Genomic DNA, 16,084 nt, shown 5'->3' with positions numbered 1-16,084 from the left:
AATCGAACATTGTCACGGTTGATTTTTGCGCATAAAAAAACGCCAGCATTCGCTGGCGTTTGTTTTATCGCAAAAGCGTCTGCGATGCGCTCGGGCTTAGCCCAGCAGGGTAGCCCAGCCTTCAACCACGTCGCCGCCCCACTTGGCTTTCCACTCTTTCAGCGTTTTGTGGTTGCCACCTTTGGTTTCGATGACTTCGCCGTTGTGCGGGTTTTTGTATTGTTTAACTTTGCGAGCACGCTTGGTGCCAGTAGTTTTGACTGCGCCGCCACGTACTGGTTTGGATTTCGCGTCCGGATCCAGCAGGGCAATGATGTCACGCAGGGACTTGGAGTATTCGCCCATCAGGGTACGCAGTTTGCCTTCGAATTCCAGCTCGGCTTGCAGTTTGTCGTCTTGCGAGAGATTTTTCAAACGTGCCTGCAGCTCTTTGATAGCTTCTTCGGTGGCGCGATATTCGTTGATCAAGGACATGATTACTACCTTATGTAGAAATGCTGAATGGCAGGGGACAGTGCCGCAATAATAGTCAGGCTGTTTCATCAAGTAAACATTAAACCGGGCTTTTTATTTGAATTAGTTACGAGAAACAGGGGTGTATTGAATATTCAGTTAAATAGTGTGAACCAGTCATCAGCGATATTCACAGTTGCTGGATCATAAAGCGCCACTAGACCGCCATAAGCTTGACGATTGCGTCCGTCAAAAATCCGTACGGTCGGCCCGAGCCCATGTCTGGGTCATCAATACTGCAGTTTTCCTGCGCAGTCGTTAGAATGGCGGCCTTTGCGAAGTTCTGGAGTTTCCCCCTCATGCGCACCTATCGGCTGGTGATTTCTTGCCCGGACCGCGTTGGCATCGTTGCCAAAGTCAGTAACTTTCTGGCAGCCCACAATGGCTGGATCACCGAAGCGAGCCACCATTCGGATAATCAGGTCGGCTGGTTCTTCATGCGTCACGAAATTCGGGCCGATTCGTTGCCGTTCGGCATTGAAGTGCTGCGCGAGAAGTTCGCGCCGATCGCCGAAGAGTTCTCGATGGACTGGCGCATCACCGACACCGAGCAGAAAAAGCGCGTGGTGCTGATGGCCAGCCGCGAATCGCACTGCCTCGCGGACCTGTTGCACCGCTGGCACAGCGATGAGCTGGACTGCGAGATTTCCTGCGTGATCTCCAACCACGATGACCTGCGCAGCATGGTCGAGTGGCACGGTATTCCTTACTACCACGTCCCGGTCAACCCGCAGGACAAGCAACCGGCATTCGCCGAAGTGTCGCGTCTGGTCAAACACCACGATGCCGAAGTGGTGGTCCTGGCGCGCTACATGCAGATTCTGCCGCCGGAACTGTGCCGTGAATACGCGCACAAAGTCATCAACATCCACCACAGCTTCCTGCCGTCATTCGTCGGCGCCAAGCCTTACCATCAGGCCTCCTTGCGCGGGGTGAAACTGATCGGTGCGACCTGCCACTACGTTACCGAAGAGCTGGACGCCGGTCCGATCATCGAGCAGGACGTGGTACGTGTCAGCCACAGCGACAGCATCGAAGACATGGTGCGTTTCGGCCGTGACGTCGAGAAGATGGTGCTGGCTCGTGGCCTGCGCTATCACCTCGAAGATCGCGTGCTGGTGCACGGCAACAAGACCGTGGTGTTCTGATCCAGCGCATGCGCGCTTGAAAAACCAAGGGCTTGGGCGTTCAATCGTCCAGGCCCTTTTTGTTATTCAAGACCTGAGGAAAAGCGCATGAGCGATCCACTGGACAAAGCCACTTCCAAAGCACCCGCCACCCTCGGGGAAGGTTGCCTGAGTCGCTACGATCCGGACGACTTGAGCCCTGAGGACGGCACCGAATTCCCTGGTGCCGCCGAGTTGTGGGAACAGCTGAAACAAGAGTCCGACGATGAAACGGGTGATGTTTTTCAAGCCTGACGCACGTTCATCAACTTCTTCAGCAGCGGCTTGCCCAGCATCAATACAAACACCGGCCCACCGACCAGCAAATAGAAATAATAAGTCACGACGCGCCAGATCAGAATCGCCGCCGCGGCCGTGGATTTGCCCACCATCGGCGCGAGCAGCGCAGCCGAAGTCAATTCCGCTGCCCCCGCGCCGCCAGGCAGCAAGCTGAATTGCCCGGCGCCGAGCGAAACCATCTGCACGAGAAAACTCCAGGCCCATTGCAAGTCCGCGCCGAGTCCGCGCAACGCCAGATACAGCACGCTGTAACGCAGCAACCAGTGCACGCACGTCAACGCAAACACCTTGATCAGTGTTTGCCAAGGCAACTTCAATGTGTCGGTAAACGCCGCGAGAAAATGCAGCAACTTGCGCGCCCAGCGCCGACGGGTCCTGGCAGTGACGTTCATCCCGGCCAACAGTCGTCCGCTCAGGCGGATCAAGGCGCGGTGATAGCGCGCCAGCAGCACGCAACTGATCAAACCGCCGAACAGCGAAACGGCGCTGACCGTCAACAACCACTCGAGGCGATCGCTCAGATGCTGAAACAGCGCGTAAATCAGAATCCCGCTGAGCGCGCAGAGGAAGAACAGCAAATCGCTCAGCTGATCCATGGCAAACACCGCGCTGCCGCGCGCCGGACGTATGCCACAACGCGCCAGCAGCGCCATGATGGTCAGTGGCCCGCCGCTGCCGCCGGGCGTGGCGCAATAGGCGAACTCGGCGGCCATCACCACACCGAGGCTTCTCAGCGGCGGGACCTTTTCGCGCTGATCGCCCAGCAGCAAGCGCAAGCGCAGGGTGTTGATGCCCCAGCAGAGCAGGATCATGCCGAACATGATCAGCAGCCAGTTCAACGGAAAACCGCGTAGCCGCGCCCAGGTTTCACCGCCGCCCAACACCACTGGAATCAGCACCGCCGCGAGCAGGCCAATCAGCAGCAACAGGCTGCGTTTCATGCTGCGCGTTCCAGTTGACCGCGCTGTCGGGCGAGCCAGTCGATCTTGGTCATCGGCGTCCGTCCTTCCGCCAGCAGGCGCGCAAGGGTATCGAGCCAATAATCGCGAGAGAAACGGTGACGCATATCGACCGGATGCAGGCCCAGGCGGATCACCGGCGCCTCGCGCCAGCGCTGTTCACGCTGGTCGCTGACGATTTTCGATAAACCTCGACGCCAAGCGCTGCGCGCACTCCACACGAGACCGGGGGCATCAATGGCGCTGAAATCGGGCAAGCGATAAAGATGCTGCGGGTCACTGGTATAGCTCAACGGCAACTCGCGCAACGCCTGTCGCGTACCGTCGCTCATCAACCACGCCGGGGCGACGAAGCCGTGAACCGGCCAGTCGTAGCGCTCAAACAGTTCGAGCCCTGCGTGCAGGCGGGCGAGGGCGGCGTCGCGGGACAAGCGATAAAACTCGCCTTCGTGCGTGTAGATGCGGCGCATGAACCAATCGCGCGGCGTCGTTGGCGCAGATTCGCAATCGTCATGGTAATAGCCGTGCAGCGCCAGTTCATCGCCACGGCCCACGCGCGCGTCAAGCAATTGCCGAAACGCCGGGTTGGCTTCAAGGGCATCGTGTCGATGAAAATCCGGGACTACCAGCCACGTCATCGGCACCTTGCCCAAGGCATCGACGGCCTCGACGAAAGGTTGATAATCCACCCAGGTCGAGGGCGCCACATCATGTAACACCAGGCACACTGTTTTCATAGGCTCAACCATTGGCCACCCGCGGCAGGGTATGGCCGAGCACAGCGTGGTAGTGGCCGAGCAGGCTGTCGACCACAGTGTCCCAGGCGTAATGCCGTTCGACATGCTGGCGTGCCTGTTGACCGAGGCGCGCGCAACCGCGGCTGAACAGTTCACGCACCGCATTCGCCATCGCCTGCGGATTGTTCGGCGCACACAGCAGACCGCAGGAATCGTCGACGATTTCCTCGAATGCCCCCGCTGCCACGGCGACCACTGGAATGCCGCAGGCCATGGCTTCAAGGATCACCAGACCAAAGGTTTCCTGATCACCGGCATGCAGCAGCGCATCGGCGCTGGCCATCAGTCGCGCAACGTTCGATGCCGGGCAGAATTCATTGATCACGCTGACGTTGTCCGGCACCACGGCCGGCATTGATGAACCGACCAGCAGCAAGTGATAGCGCGGGCCGAGGCGCTGCATGCACTTGAGCAGCACCGGCAGGTTCTTTTCCTTGGAACCGCGCCCGGCGAAAATCAGCAGACGCGTGTCGTCGGCAATCCCCAGTTCGCCACGCAGGCCAGGATCGCGAGCATCAGGATGAAATGTGTGCAGATCCACCCCCAGCGGTTGCACATGAACATTGCGTACGCCGAGCCCGGTGAGCTTGTCGGCCATGACCTGACTCGGAGCGAGGACGCGGTCGAAGTTGCCGTACAGGCGCGTGACGTAAGCCTCGATATTCGGCGTGACCCAATGGCCCATACGGTTGCCGACGAGAAGTGGCAGATCGGAGTGATAGAAGCCGATCACCGGCACATCCAGTTGTCGCCGGGCATCCAGCGCCGCCCAGGCAGTGAGGTAGGGATCGCCGACTTCGATCAGATCTGGCTGCAGATCCTGCAGCACGTTTCGCCAGGGCGCCAGTCGCAGCGGGAACCGATAGCCTTTGCCAAACGGCAGGGCCGGCGCTGGTACTGTGTAAATGCCGTCATGTTCACCCAGACGCGCGCCGGGGATCAGCAGGCTGTGGCGAATGGCGTTGCGGTCGCCGAGGCGACGGTGTTTGGCGTCCAGATAAGTGCGCACGCCTCCGCTGGCCGGGGCGTAGAACATGGTGATGTCGGCGATGTGCACGGTGAGCAACCCTCCGCTGTGTCGTTCTCCCTTTGGTTGACCGTTATCCAAAATGGATGTTCGGTCGGGATTGCGCGGTGAGCTGAAGAGCTGAGAAGCCCCTCACCCTAGCCCTCTCCCGGAGGGAGAGGGGACTGAGCGAGGTGATTGGACTTGTTGCGATGTCCTGCGATAACGAGTCGAACGCAGCATTGAAAAGCTTGAAGATCGGCTCCCTTTCCCCCTCGCTCCCCGTGGGGGAGAGGGCTGGGGTGAGGGGGTAGGCTTTTTCTTAAATCCTGAAGCTGCCCACCAGTTGCTTGAGACGGGAAGCCTGCTGTTCCAGATCCGAGCACGCGCGCAACGTCGCCTGCAGGTTTTCCACGCCTTCCTGGTTCAGCGTATTGATCTCGGTAATATCGACGTTGATCGACTCAACCACCGCTGTCTGCTCTTCAGTCGCGGTCGCCACCGACTGGTTCATCCCGTCGATTTCACCAATCCGCAGAGTCACGCTGTTGAGGCGTTCACCGGCCAGATTGGCAATCTCCACGCTGTCCTGACTGTGGCGCTGGCTGTCGCTCATGGTACTTACCGATTCACGCGCGCCGACCTGCAGCTCTTCGATCATCGTCTGCACCTGTTGCGCCGATTCCTGAGTGCGGTGCGCCAGATTGCGCACTTCATCCGCCACCACCGCAAACCCGCGTCCGGCCTCACCGGCGCGTGCCGCTTCGATCGCCGCATTGAGCGCCAGCAGGTTGGTTTGCTGGGAAATGCTGGTGATCACTTCGAGGATCTGGCCAATGTTCACGGTTTTGCTGTTCAGTGATTCGATATTGGTGCTCGACGCGCTGAGCATGCTCGACAACTGATTCATCGCCTTGATGCTGCGCTCCACCACTTGCTGACCGTCTTCGGCCAGACCTCGGGCGTCGCTGGCCTGATTCGACGCCTGCGCGGCATTGCGGGCGATTTCCTGGGCAGCGGCGCCGAGCTGGTTGATGGCGGCGGCGACACTGCTGGTGCGCGAGGCTTGCTGGTCGGAGTTGAACATCGACGAGTTCGATGCTGCGACCACGCGCAGGGCGACTTCGTTGACCTGCCCGGTCGCCGACGAGACTTCGCGGATCGAACCGTGAATGCGCTCGACAAAGCGGTTGAACGCGGTGCCGAGAATGCCGAATTCATCGTTGTTGACGATGGTCAGGCGTTTGGTCAGGTCACCTTCACCGTCGGCGATGTCTTCCATGGCGCGGGTCATGACATGCAGTGGCTGGATCAGAATGCGGATGAGCATGCCAAGCAGCGCGATGATGATCGCCACCGCAATGACAGTCGCGATCACCGCTGAGGTACGGAATTCGCTGAGCATCGAGTAGGCCTGGTCTTTATCGATCGACAGACCGATGTACCAGTTCACCGACGGCAGACCCTTGATCGGCGCGAAGGTGACGATGCGGGTTTTGCCATCGACGGTCACTTCACTGAAGTCGCTGCTGATGCGCGGGGTGTCTTGTGGATAGGCTTCCTTGAGTGATTTCATCACCAGGGCCTTGTCCGGGTGGACGAGAATCTTGCCGTCGGCGCTGACCAGGAACACATAGCCCATGCCATCGAAATTCCGCGCGGCAAGGGTGTCGACCAGTGATTGCAGGCTCAGGTCGCCACCGACCACGCCGACGTTCTGCCCAGCCTTTTTCGAGGCAGTGGCAATCGAAATGATCAACTGGCCGGTGGCCGCGTCGATGTACGGTTCGGTCAAGGTCGACGTGCTGCTGCTTTCGGCACCTTTATACCAAGGGCGCACGCGCGGATCGAAACCGTCCGGCATTTTCACGTCCGGGCGGATGGTGAAGTGCCCGGTGGCATCGCCCAGATAGGTGGCCATGAATGTCGAGGTCAGGCTCTTCTGTTCCAGCAGGCTGGCGACCGTGGCAGGTTCCGGGTTGATGGCGATGTTCTGCGCGGCGTTCTCGATGAGCAAGATGCGCCCGCTGAGCCAGGTCTGGATATTGCCGGCGGTGACCTCGCCCATTTCGTTGAGGTAGTTGTTCAGGTCATCGCGGATCGCATTGCGTTGCAGCCAGTCGTTATACAACGTGAAGGAGGCAAAAGCGGCAATGACGATGAGAGCGGCGGCAAGCAAAATCTTGTGGCTGAAGCGCAGGTTTTTGTTCATGGCTTGGGGTTCCGCTAAGGTCTTAATGTCCTGGGCGTGCTTAGATGAAGACGCGCACTATGGGCAAGGTTGAAAAACTGATATTTCCGGCTCTCCTTAGGGAAATGTCCGACCCGATTCTCAGAAGGGTCTGTCCAATTTATGTATCGGCCATGTGTCATCAAAGATTAACCATTGGGTGAGAAAATGCCTGACTCCTTGCACCTCGTCATCGGCGCTGATCCGGCCGCGCAACCGATCGCTCAGGCCATGCGCCTGGCCAACCGGCACGGACTGATCGCCGGCGCGACCGGCACCGGCAAGACCGTCACGTTGCAGCGTCTGGCCGAGGCCTTCAGCGACGCGGGTGTGGCGGTGTTCGCCGCCGATATCAAGGGCGACCTGTGCGGCCTGGGTGCCGCTGGCAACCCGCAAGGCAAAGTGGCCGAGCGCATCGCCGGCATGCCCTGGCTCGAGCACACGCCTCAGGCTTATCCGGTGACGCTGTGGGACATCCACGGCGAATCCGGCCATCCGCTGCGCACGACGTTGAGCGAAATGGGCCCGTTGCTGATCGGCAGCCTGCTTGAGTTGACCGACAGTCAGCAGTCGGCACTGTATGCGGCGTTCAAAGTGGCGGATCGCGAAGGGTTGTTGCTGCTCGATCTCAAGGATCTGAAAGCGCTGCTCAATCACCTCAAAGACAATCCTCAGTTGTTGGGCGAAGACGCCGCGCTGATGACTACCGGTTCCAGCCAGGCGCTGTTGCGGCGTCTGGCCACTCTGGAACAGCAGGGCGCCGAAGCCTTGTTCGGCGAACCGGCGCTGCAACTCGAAGACATTCTGCAACCGACCGCCGACGGGCGAGGGCGCATCCATCTGCTGGACGCCAGCCGTCTGGTTCATGAAGCGCCGAAGGTCTACGCGACGTTCCTGCTGTGGCTGCTGGCGGAATTGTTCGAGCAACTGCCGGAGCGCGGCGATGCCGACAAACCGCTCCTCGCACTGTTTTTTGACGAGGCGCATTTGCTCTTTGGCGATACGCCCAAGGCCTTGCAGGAGCGCCTGGAGCAGGTGGTGCGGCTGATTCGCTCCAAAGGTGTCGGCGTGTATTTCGTCACCCAGTCCCCGGCGGACCTGCCGGATGACGTGCTGGCGCAACTGGGTTTGCGCATCCAGCACGGCTTGCGTGCGTTCACCGCCAAAGAACAGAAATCCCTGCGCGCGGTGGCGGAGGGTTTTCGCCCGAATCCGGCGTTCGACAGCCTGTCGGTGCTGACCGAGCTGGGGATTGGCGAAGCGCTGGTCGGTACGTTGACCGAGAAGGGCACGCCGGAAATGGTCCAGCGCGTGCTGGTGGCACCGCCGCAATCGCGGATCGGCCCGCTCAGCGCAACCGAGCGCACGGTGCTGATTGCCGGGTCGCCGTTCAAGGGCCGTTATGACAAACCGATCGACCGGGAATCGGCGTACGAGATTCTCATGGGCCGCAAAGGCCTGGCGCCAGAAGCTGACGTTCCCGCCGGGAAACCTGCGCCTGAAGAGCCGAGCCTGGCCGACAGGGCAGGGGAGTTTTTGGGAACGGCAGCCGGGCAGGCGTTGAAATCGGCGATGCGCCAAGCGGCGAATAACCTTGGCAAACAACTGGTGCGCGGCTTGATGGGCTCTTTATTAGGTGGCAGCAAACGCCGCTGACAGTAAAGATCGCAGCCTGCGACAGCTCCTGCAAAGGATCACATTCCAACTGCAGGAGCTGCCGCAGGCTGCGATCTTTTGATCTTGCCTCAGGTCTTGCCCTTGGCATGCGCCGCCAACCGCTCCAGCGCCGCACGCAGCCCCGGATCAGTTATCCCGTCGGCCGTGGACTGAATGGTCTGCGCCGCATCGCTCGACAAATCCATCGTGTGCCCGACAGCGCGATGCTGGACGATGGGCGGGCGTACGCTGAATTTGATTCGTGTGATATTGGCGAACTCGTCGAACAACTGCAGCTGACGTTGCAGACGTTTTTGCTGATAGCGCAAACGTGTGGCCCAGTGCCCGTCAGTGACCACCAGCGACAACTCGCCTTCGCGCCACTTGGCCACTCGGCAATGTTCGCGGGCGGCCGGTTGCAACTGGCTCTCGAGCAGCCGCTGCAAATGCTCCAGGCGCTGGGCGTGGCCGAGGATGGCTTTGAGCGGCTTGGCTTCGCGCAAAAGAACGGCGGGTGCTTTGGCCGTAAGAGGGCGGAATGCCATGATCAAACACCTGAAGTAACTGAAATGCCATGGTAGCAGATAGGCGAATTCACTCGCCCATTGCTTTTGTCCCCGCTTTACCCATTAAATCAACGACTAACTTCTTCCTTGTATGACTTGAAGTTGAGCAAAACGCCCCTATTTTAAGTGAGCCCCGACAAAGCGCAGTGCCAGCATCGTGGAACATCGCCACTTTCCTCACTTTCGTTTCCGGGTAGAATGCTCGTTCGCATGCGGCCATGAGGGCTGCACGGGCGACGCTCACGGGGCCGCCCTCCATCCCTTTAGTGTGGAAGATCCTGCCGATATGTTTGCGCCTTTGTTAAAGAAACTTTTTGGAAGCAAGAACGAGCGTGAAGTCAAACGCATGCTCAAGACGGTGCAGCTCGTCAATGCCTTCGAAGAGCAAATGGTGGCCCTTTCGGACGATCAATTGCGTGCCAAGACCGCTGAGTTCAAGGCCCGTATCGCCAAAGGGGAAACCCTCGACAAGCTGTTGCCGGAAGCCTTCGCGGTCGCCCGCGAAGCTGGCAAGCGTGTCATGGGCATGCGCCACTTCGACGTACAGCTCGTCGGCGGCATGACCCTGCACGAAGGCAAAATCGCCGAAATGCGCACCGGTGAGGGCAAGACCCTCGTGGCGACCCTGGGCGTTTACCTCAACGCACTGTCCGGCAAGGGCGTGCACGTTGTGACGGTGAACGATTACCTGGCGCGTCGTGACGCCAACTGGATGCGCCCGCTGTATGAATTCCTCGGCCTGACCGTCGGCGTCGTGACGCCGTTCCAGCCGCCGGAAGAAAAGCGCGCCGCCTACGCCGCCGACATCACTTACGGCACCAACAACGAATTCGGTTTCGACTACCTGCGCGACAACATGGCGTTCAGCATGGAAGAAAAATTCCAGCGCGAACTCAATTTTGCCGTGATCGACGAAGTCGACTCCATCCTCATCGACGAAGCGCGTACCCCGCTGATCATTTCCGGTCAGGCCGAGGACAGCTCCAAGCTGTACACGGAGATCAACAAACTGATCCCGCAGCTGGAACTGCACGTTGAAGAAGTCGAAGGCGAGGTCACCAAGGCTGGCCACTACACCGTTGACGAGAAGACCCGTCAGGTCGAACTCAACGAAGCCGGTCACCAGTTCATCGAAGACATGCTCACCCGCGTTGGCCTGCTGGCCGAAGGCGAGAGCCTGTACTCGGCGCATAACCTTGGCCTGCTGACTCATGTCTATGCCGGTCTGCGCGCGCATAAACTGTTCAACCGCAACATCGAATACATCGTGCAGGACGGTCAGGTCGTACTGGTCGACGAACACACCGGCCGCACCATGCCGGGCCGTCGTCTGTCCGAAGGCCTGCACCAGGCCATCGAAGCCAAGGAAGGCCTGAATATTCAGGCCGAGAGCCAGACCCTGGCTTCTACCACCTTCCAGAACTATTTCCGTCTGTACACCAAGCTGTCCGGCATGACCGGCACCGCCGACACCGAAGCGTTCGAATTCCACCAGATCTACGGTCTGGAAGTCATGGTCATTCCGCCGAACAAGCCGTTGGCGCGTAAAGACTACAACGACCTGGTGTTCCTCACCGCCGAAGAGAAATACGCGGCGATCGTGGCAGACATCAAGGAAAGCATGGCGGCCGGTCGCCCGGTGCTGGTCGGTACGGCCACCATCGAGACGTCCGAGCACATGTCCGCGTTGCTCGTGAAGGAAGGCATCGAACACAAGGTTCTGAACGCCAAGTTCCACGAAAAAGAAGCTGAAATCATTGCGCAGGCCGGTCGTCCGGGCGCACTGACCATCGCCACCAACATGGCCGGTCGTGGTACCGACATCCTGTTGGGCGGCAACTGGGAAGTGGAAGTCGCTTCGCTGGAAAACCCGACCCCTGAGCAGATTGCCCAGATCAAGGCCGACTGGCAGAAGCGTCACCAGCAAGTGCTCGAATCGGGCGGCTTGCAGGTGATTGCGTCCGAGCGTCACGAATCGCGTCGTATCGACAACCAGTTGCGTGGCCGTGCCGGCCGTCAGGGCGATGCCGGTTCGAGCCGCTTCTACCTGTCGCTGGAAGACAGCCTGATGCGCATCTTCGCCTCTGACCGGGTGAAGAACTTCATGAAAGCCCTGGGCATGCAGCCGGGCGAAGCGATCGAGCACCGCATGGTGACCAACGCGATCGAGAAGGCGCAGCGCAAGGTTGAGGGCCGCAACTTCGACATCCGCAAGCAACTGCTCGAGTTCGACGACGTCAACAACGAACAGCGTAAAGTGATTTATCACATGCGTAACACGTTGTTGGCCGCTGACAACATCGGTGAAACCATCGCCGATTTCCGTCAGGACGTGCTCAACGCTACCGTCAGCGCCCACATTCCACCGCAATCGCTGCCAGAACAGTGGGACGTGGCCGGTCTGGAAGCGACGATTGCCAGCGACTTCGGTGTGAATCTGCCGATCCAGCAGTGGCTTGACGAAGACGATCATCTGTACGAAGAAACCCTGCGCGAGAAGCTGATGGCCGAGCTGATCGCCGCGTACAACGAGAAAGAAGATCAGGCAGGTGCCGAGGCACTGCGCTCCTTCGAGAAGCAAATCGTGCTGCGCGTGCTGGACGATCTGTGGAAAGACCACCTGTCGACCATGGACCACCTGCGTCACGGCATTCATCTGCGCGGTTACGCACAGAAGAACCCGAAGCAGGAATACAAGCGCGAGTCGTTCACGCTGTTCTCCGAGCTGCTCGATTCGATCAAGCGCGACTCGATCCGTGTGCTGTCCCACGTTCAAGTGCGCCGCGAAGATCCGGAAGCCGAAGAGCAGCGCCTGCGTCAGGAAGCCGAAGCACTGGCCGCGCGCATGCAGTTCGAACACGCTGAAGCGCCGGGCCTCGATCAGCCGGAAGTATTGGGCGAAGAGGTCGATGTCGCCCTTGCCACCGCCCCGGTACGCAACGAGCAGAAGCTGGGCCGCAACGAACTGTGCTTCTGCGGTTCGGGCAAGAAATACAAGCATTGCCACGGGCAGATCCAGTAAAACCCGCTTCAATTGCTGAAATACCCGCGCCGCGACCGGCTTCTGCCGTCGCGGCGTTTTGCCATTTGACACCGTCGCTGCGAGTGGCGGTGCTGACATCATTGAGTAAGGAGCGCATTCATGGCTGTTGGTCTTGGTCCTTTGCCAACGTTGCACCCGGTTGCCGGTTTTGAACTCGGTATCGCCTCAGCCGGCATCAAGCGCCCTGGGCGCAAGGATGTCGTTGTGATGCGCTGCGCCGAAGGTTCGACCGTGGCGGGCGTGTTCACGTTGAACGCCTTTTGCGCCGCGCCGGTGATCCTGGCAAAGAAACGCGTGCAAAACCCGGTGCGTTACCTGCTGACCAACACCGGCAACGCCAACGCGGGTACCGGTGAACCGGGCCTGGCTGCTGCCGAGCGCACCACTGCAAAACTGGCCGAACTGACCGGCGTCGATGCCAGCCAGATTCTGCCGTATTCCACCGGCGTGATCGGCGAGCCATTGCCGGTCGAGAAGATCGAAAGCGCGTTGCAAGCGGCGCTGGACGATCTGTCGGAAAACAACTGGGAAGCGGCCGCCACCGGCATCATGACCACCGACACCCTGCCGAAGGGCGCCAGCCGCCAGTTCGAGCACGACGGCGTGACCATCACCGTAACCGGTATCAGCAAAGGCGCCGGCATGATCCGCCCGAACATGGCGACCATGCTCGGTTACATCGCCACCGATGCCAAAGTCTCCCGCGAAGTGCTGCACAATCTGATGCTCGACGGTGCGAACAAGTCGTTCAATCGCATCACCATCGATGGCGACACCTCGACCAACGACTGCTGCATGCTGATTGCTACCGGCAAGGCTGCGCTGCCGGAGATCACCCGTGCTGAAGGCGAACTGTTCGCCAAGCTGAAACAAGCGGTGTTCGAAGTGTGTATGGACGTGGCCCAGGCCATCGTGCGTGACGGCGAAGGCGCGACCAAATTTGTCACCGTTGAGGTGAATGGCGGCGGCAATCACCAGGAATGCCTGGACGTTGGCTACACTGTGGCGCACTCGCCGCTGATCAAGACTGCGTTGTTTGCTTCCGACCCGAACTGGGGTCGTATTCTGGCCGCCGTCGGCCGTGCCGGTGTGCCTGATCTGGACGTGAGCAAGATCGACGTATTCCTCGGCGACGTATGCATCGCCAGCCGTGGCGCGCGTGCGGCGACCTACACTGAAGCCCAGGGCTCGGCAGTGATGCAGCAGGAAGAAATCACTATTCGCATCGAACTGGGTCGCGGCGATTGCAGCGAAACCATCTGGACCACCGACCTGTCGCATGAATACGTAAAGATCAACGCTGAGTACCGCACCTGATCTAAAAGGTGGAGCGGCTGCCGGCCCCATCGCGGGCAAGCCCGCTCCCACAGGGTTCTGTGGGTGTACACAAAATTTGTGAGCGACCTCAATCACTGTGGGAGCGGGCTTGCCCGCGATGGCGGACGAACAGACGCCAGACATTCTGGATTGTTTCCCTGACAAGAAGGTATTCACCCATGTCCCCGCACCTGATCATCGGCGACAAACTGCTTTCCTCCTGGTCCCTGCGCGCCGCTCTGGCACTGGAGTTGACCGGTGCTCCCTACAGTGAAGAGCTGATCAAACTCGGGAAGCCCGACACCCGCGAGCAACTGCTCAAGCACTCGCCAACCGCCAAGGTGCCGTTGCTGAAAACCGCCCGCGGGACCATCGCCGATTCGCTGGCGATCGCCGAATACCTTGCCGAACAGTTTCCCTCCGAACAGCTCTGGCCAAGCGATATCTTCGCTCGGGCCCAGGCCCGATCCGCCTGCGCGCAAATGCACAGCGGGTTCTTCGCCATGCGCAACCACATGCCGTTCAACCTCAACCATGACGCGCCGCTGAACCCGGTGCCGCCAGAAGTGAAAACTGATATCGAACGTATGCTCGCGCTCTGGGCTGAATGCCGCGCGGCGGCGACGGAAGAGGGGCCGTTTCTGTTCGGTCGCGTCAGTCTCGCCGATGCCTTTTTTGCGCCAATCGCCGTGCGCCTGCGCACTTATCAGGTGAAGCTGCCAGCAGTCGACGAAGCCTATGTTGAAACCGTCTACCAATGGCCAGCCTTCAAGGCCTGGCAAAAGGCTGGACTGGAGGAGTTGAATCCGTGAAACGCGTACACGTCGCTGCTGCCGTCATCCGTGACGACAGTGGCAAAATCCTCATCGCCCGCCGCGCCGATACCCAGCATCAGGGCGGCTTGTGGGAATTCCCCGGTGGCAAGGTCGAGGCGGACGAATCGGTTGAATCGGCGCTGGCCCGCGAGCTGCACGAAGAGCTGGGCATCGTCGTCGACGCTGCCCGTCCGCTGATCAAGGTTCGCCACGATTACCCGGACAAACAGGTTCTGCTGGATGTCTGGGAAGTCTCGGCATTCAGCGGCGAACCCCATGGCGCTGAAGGTCAGCCGCTTGCCTGGGTCACCGGCAAAGAGCTGATCGACTACGAGTTCCCTGCCGCCAATCAGCCGATCGTCGCGGCAGCGCGGTTACCTGCGCAATACCTGATTACCCCGGAAGATCTGGAAACCCCGGCCCTGCTCCGCGGTATTCAGAAAGCGATTGCCGGCGGGATCAAATTGATCCAGCTGCGCGCACCGAATGGTTACGACCCCAAATACCGCGACCTGGCGGTGGACGCCGCCGGTCTTTGCGCCGGCAAGGCGCAATTGATGATCAAGGGGCCGTTTGAATGGCTCGGCGATTTCCCTTCGGCCGGTTGGCACATCACTTCGGCACAACTGCGCAAATACGCGGCGGCGGGGCGTCCACTGCCGGCCGAGCGCTGGCTCGCGGCGTCGTGCCACAACGCCGAAGAGCTGGCGTTGGCCGAGCAGATGGGCGTGGATTTCGTCACGCTGTCGCCGGTTCAGCCGACGCAGACTCACCCGGATGCGCAGCCGTTGGGCTGGGAACAGGCTCAGGCGTTGATCGAGGGATTCAGTAAGCCGGTGTTTTTGTTGGGTGGGGTCGGGCCTGCGGAGCGGGATAAAGCCTGGGGCGTTGGTGCACAAGGCGTGGCGGGGATTCGCGCGTTCTGGCCTGAATCTCTGTAAAGGCTGCAGGCCTCTTCGCTGGCAAGCCAGCTCCCACAAGGCTTTGTGTCGTCCACAAATGTTATGTACTACTCGAAACCTGTGGGAGCTGGCAAGCCAGCTCCCACAAGGCTTTGTGTCGTTCACAAATGTTGTGCACAACTCGAAACCTGTGGGAGCTGGTTTGCCAGCGATGGCGGCCGATCAGGCGCTACATCTCTGTGGGTCTTCGGGCTGGCTGCCAAAGAATCTCCGCAACCCCCTGCCGCCGCGCAATCAACCGCGCCGCCACGAACAACAGATCCGACAACCGATTGATATACGCCAGGCCAACCCCGGCCAACGGTTCCACGGCGTTCAAATGCTGACAACGCCGCTCGGCGCTTCTCGCCAGACTGCGACATACGTGTGCCTGAGCGATCAGCATCGAACCGCCGGGCAGAATGAAATTCTCCAGCGGTCCGAGCTCTTCATTCCACACATCGATGGCCGCTTCCAGCCGTTCGATCTCCGCCGTGTTCAACGCCTGATATTCGGGCATGGCCAACTCGCCGCCCAAATCAAACAAACGATGCTGACAGGGCGCCAGGACGTCGATCAGTTCATTCAGTCCCGGATACTTGTCGCGCTCGGCCAGCAGCCCGGCGAGCAGCACGCCGACCTGGCTGTTCAGCGTGTCGACTTCGCCGATCGCCTCGATGCGCGGATGATCCTTCGGCACGCGGCGACCGTCGCCGAGGCCGGTTTCGCCTTTGTCGCCGGTGCGGGTGTAGATTTTCGACAAGCGAAAGCCCAT

Annotated in this window: 14 protein-coding genes; 7 read left to right on the top strand and 7 right to left on the bottom strand. The window is 60.0% G+C overall.

Annotated features, from left to right (window positions below):
- Positions 1 to 96: 96 nt before the first annotated feature.
- Positions 97 to 474: a histone-like nucleoid-structuring protein MvaT gene (gene mvaT, locus EL257_RS21110; RefSeq protein ID WP_126365882.1), complete on the bottom strand. Its 378-nt coding sequence runs from the start codon at positions 472 to 474 to the stop codon at positions 97 to 99.
- Between the two features lie 338 nt (positions 475 to 812).
- Here mvaT and purU point away from each other — a divergent pair, with 338 nt between their 5' ends.
- Positions 813 to 1,661: a formyltetrahydrofolate deformylase gene (gene purU, locus EL257_RS21105; RefSeq protein WP_126365880.1), complete on the top strand. Its 849-nt coding sequence runs from the start codon at positions 813 to 815 to the stop codon at positions 1,659 to 1,661.
- Between the two features lie 87 nt (positions 1,662 to 1,748).
- The gene (locus EL257_RS21100; protein WP_126365878.1) at positions 1,749 to 1,934 is read left to right on the top strand and encodes a hypothetical protein; all 186 of its coding nucleotides are present in this window, start codon (positions 1,749 to 1,751) and stop codon (positions 1,932 to 1,934) included.
- Here EL257_RS21100 and EL257_RS21095 read toward each other — a convergent pair.
- From EL257_RS21095 to EL257_RS21080, 4 genes are all read right to left on the bottom strand, one after another.
- Positions 1,925 to 2,920 carry a lysylphosphatidylglycerol synthase transmembrane domain-containing protein gene (locus EL257_RS21095; RefSeq protein WP_126365876.1) on the bottom strand — a complete coding sequence of 332 codons (996 nt, stop codon included), beginning with the start codon at positions 2,918 to 2,920 and terminating at the stop codon, positions 1,925 to 1,927. The two genes, EL257_RS21100 and EL257_RS21095, sit on opposite strands and share 10 nt — an antisense overlap.
- The gene (locus EL257_RS21090; protein ID WP_126365874.1) at positions 2,917 to 3,687 is read right to left on the bottom strand and encodes a DUF2334 domain-containing protein; all 771 of its coding nucleotides are present in this window, start codon (positions 3,685 to 3,687) and stop codon (positions 2,917 to 2,919) included. The genes EL257_RS21095 and EL257_RS21090 overlap by 4 nt, the downstream gene beginning before the upstream one ends.
- Positions 3,680 to 4,771 carry a glycosyltransferase family 4 protein gene (locus EL257_RS21085; RefSeq protein WP_172604570.1) on the bottom strand — a complete coding sequence of 364 codons (1,092 nt, stop codon included), beginning with the start codon at positions 4,769 to 4,771 and terminating at the stop codon, positions 3,680 to 3,682. The genes EL257_RS21090 and EL257_RS21085 overlap by 8 nt, the downstream gene beginning before the upstream one ends.
- Positions 4,772 to 5,063: 292 nt before the next feature.
- A complete protein-coding gene (locus EL257_RS21080) occupies positions 5,064 to 6,953 on the bottom strand; it encodes a methyl-accepting chemotaxis protein (RefSeq protein WP_126365870.1) in 1,890 nt (629 codons plus the stop codon).
- A 186-nt stretch (positions 6,954 to 7,139) separates the two neighbouring features.
- On the opposite strand from EL257_RS21080, the gene EL257_RS21075 reads away from it, so the two are divergent.
- The gene (locus tag EL257_RS21075; protein ID WP_126365868.1) at positions 7,140 to 8,627 is read left to right on the top strand and encodes a helicase HerA-like domain-containing protein; all 1,488 of its coding nucleotides are present in this window, start codon (positions 7,140 to 7,142) and stop codon (positions 8,625 to 8,627) included.
- A gap of 89 nt (positions 8,628 to 8,716) precedes the next feature.
- Here EL257_RS21075 and EL257_RS21070 read toward each other — a convergent pair whose 3' ends face one another.
- Positions 8,717 to 9,172, bottom strand: coding sequence for a DUF721 domain-containing protein (locus EL257_RS21070; RefSeq protein ID WP_126365866.1), 456 nt, complete (start codon positions 9,170 to 9,172; stop codon positions 8,717 to 8,719).
- Between the two features lie 307 nt (positions 9,173 to 9,479).
- Between EL257_RS21070 and secA the strand changes: the two genes are divergently transcribed.
- From secA to EL257_RS21045, 4 genes are all read left to right on the top strand, one after another.
- Positions 9,480 to 12,215: a preprotein translocase subunit SecA gene (secA, locus tag EL257_RS21060; RefSeq protein WP_126365862.1), complete on the top strand. Its 2,736-nt coding sequence runs from the start codon at positions 9,480 to 9,482 to the stop codon at positions 12,213 to 12,215.
- Positions 12,216 to 12,335: 120 nt separating this feature from the next.
- Entirely contained in the window at positions 12,336 to 13,553 is a 1,218-nt protein-coding gene (gene argJ, locus EL257_RS21055) for a bifunctional glutamate N-acetyltransferase/amino-acid acetyltransferase ArgJ (protein WP_126365860.1), read from the top strand.
- 179 nt (positions 13,554 to 13,732) lie between these two features.
- On the top strand, positions 13,733 to 14,365 hold the full coding sequence (locus EL257_RS21050) for a glutathione S-transferase family protein (protein ID WP_126365858.1): 633 nt from the start codon (positions 13,733 to 13,735) through the stop codon (positions 14,363 to 14,365).
- Entirely contained in the window at positions 14,362 to 15,309 is a 948-nt protein-coding gene (locus EL257_RS21045; RefSeq protein WP_126365856.1) for a Nudix family hydrolase, read from the top strand. Before EL257_RS21050 ends, EL257_RS21045 begins: the two co-directional genes overlap by 4 nt.
- Before the next feature lie 190 nt (positions 15,310 to 15,499).
- Here EL257_RS21045 and EL257_RS21040 read toward each other — a convergent pair whose 3' ends face one another.
- Positions 15,500 to 16,084 (bottom strand): cob(I)yrinic acid a,c-diamide adenosyltransferase, encoded by a 585-nt coding sequence (locus tag EL257_RS21040; RefSeq protein ID WP_126365854.1) that lies wholly within the window; start codon positions 16,082 to 16,084, stop codon positions 15,500 to 15,502.

This window comes from Pseudomonas fluorescens (assembly GCF_900636825.1).
GTDB classification, from domain to species: Bacteria; Pseudomonadota; Gammaproteobacteria; order Pseudomonadales; family Pseudomonadaceae; genus Aquipseudomonas; species Aquipseudomonas fluorescens_BG.
This window is presented reverse-complemented; position numbering and strand designations above follow the sequence as displayed.

Bases quoted from the DNA above. Each gene is read 5' to 3' on its own strand.
- EL257_RS21100 (WP_126365878.1), top strand. From the start codon at position 1,749: ATGAGCGATCCACTGGACAAAGCCACTTCCAAAGCACCCGCCACCCTC.
- argJ (WP_126365860.1), top strand. From the start codon at position 12,336: ATGGCTGTTGGTCTTGGTCCTTTGCCAACGTTGCACCCGGTTGCCGGT.
- purU (WP_126365880.1), top strand. From the start codon at position 813: ATGCGCACCTATCGGCTGGTGATTTCTTGCCCGGACCGCGTTGGCATC.
- secA (WP_126365862.1), top strand. From the start codon at position 9,480: ATGTTTGCGCCTTTGTTAAAGAAACTTTTTGGAAGCAAGAACGAGCGT.
- EL257_RS21095 (WP_126365876.1), bottom strand. From the start codon at position 2,920: ATGAAACGCAGCCTGTTGCTGCTGATTGGCCTGCTCGCGGCGGTGCTG.
- EL257_RS21090 (WP_126365874.1), bottom strand. From the start codon at position 3,687: ATGGTTGAGCCTATGAAAACAGTGTGCCTGGTGTTACATGATGTGGCG.
- EL257_RS21080 (WP_126365870.1), bottom strand. From the start codon at position 6,953: ATGAACAAAAACCTGCGCTTCAGCCACAAGATTTTGCTTGCCGCCGCT.
- EL257_RS21075 (WP_126365868.1), top strand. From the start codon at position 7,140: ATGCCTGACTCCTTGCACCTCGTCATCGGCGCTGATCCGGCCGCGCAA.
- EL257_RS21085 (WP_172604570.1), bottom strand. From the start codon at position 4,771: ATGTTCTACGCCCCGGCCAGCGGAGGCGTGCGCACTTATCTGGACGCC.
- EL257_RS21070 (WP_126365866.1), bottom strand. From the start codon at position 9,172: ATGGCATTCCGCCCTCTTACGGCCAAAGCACCCGCCGTTCTTTTGCGC.
- EL257_RS21050 (WP_126365858.1), top strand. From the start codon at position 13,733: ATGTCCCCGCACCTGATCATCGGCGACAAACTGCTTTCCTCCTGGTCC.
- mvaT (WP_126365882.1), bottom strand. From the start codon at position 474: ATGTCCTTGATCAACGAATATCGCGCCACCGAAGAAGCTATCAAAGAG.
- EL257_RS21040 (WP_126365854.1), bottom strand. From the start codon at position 16,084: ATGGGCTTTCGCTTGTCGAAAATCTACACCCGCACCGGCGACAAAGGC.